Origin of the sequence: Prevotella sp. MGM2, assembly GCF_002933955.1 — a bacterium.
In the GTDB taxonomy this organism is placed as follows: Bacteria; Bacteroidota; Bacteroidia; order Bacteroidales; family Bacteroidaceae; genus Alloprevotella.
Genome location: NZ_BEWW01000086.1, coordinates 1 through 869, shown reverse-complemented (window position 1 = coordinate 869; position 869 = coordinate 1). Strand labels below are relative to the sequence as shown.

Here is an 869-nt window from a genome sequence, read left to right as displayed (position 1 = left end):
CATCAGTCCGCCCGCAAGCGTCATGGCAAGCGTGGCCATACCCCGTCGGCGCACCGGAGGCAGACTTTGCGGCCGCAGGCGGCGCAGCACGAAGAAAATAATGACGGAAAGGATGAGTACAGCCGCACAGACGGCGGCCACATAACCGCCCGACACGCTGGCGGCGGCACCCTTCGGCGAGTCGAGATAGGCCAGTACCGTACCGTCAAGTTTTATGCTCCAATAGCCGTAGAGGCAGCAATCGGCCACTAATATGACAGAAAGCAGGATCGAAACGACACCGATATAAAGCACATAGATCCCTGCGGACCAAATACGCAGGGGACTGGTCTCGCGGGGACGCACCCACACGGAGAATGACAGTGCAAGCCACAAGGGGGCGCTCAGGTAACCGGCCGTAGCAAGATCGAGCGGAAGGCCGTGCCAAAGCACCGACAAACAATCTGCCAAATCTATTTTGCGGCCTTCCGGAGTGTTCATGAGCATAAAAACGGGCTTGCTCATCAGAAATAGGCCGGTGACAGCGGCATAAAAAGCAAAGAGAAAACGTAAGCGGGAAGGATGTCTCATAACGTGAAAACTCAAAAAAAGCCCAACCGGCAATAGCGTTTCGCCGGTTGGGCATTGCGTTTATAATTGCTGCATGTCATTAAGCCGCTTGTAGTATCCTCCAAGGCTAAGAAGCTGCTCGTGCGTGCCGCGCTCAACGATACGGCCTTCATAAAGTACGCAAATTTCGTCGGCATTCTTTATGGTCGACAGGCGGTGGGCTATGGCTATGGTGGTACGCGTCTTCATGAGCCGTTCAAGAGCTTCCTGAACGAGGCGCTCGCTTTCTGTATCGAGGGCGGAAGTGGCCTCATCGAGAA

At 55.1% G+C, this 869-nt stretch carries 2 pseudogenes; both read right to left on the bottom strand.

What is annotated here, in order from left to right:
* Positions 1-570: pseudogene (locus C5S62_RS01925) on the bottom strand (LTA synthase family protein); the annotation flags it as partial.
* 60 nt (positions 571-630) lie between these two features.
* A pseudogene (locus tag C5S62_RS01920) lies at positions 631-869 on the bottom strand (ABC transporter ATP-binding protein); the annotation flags it as partial.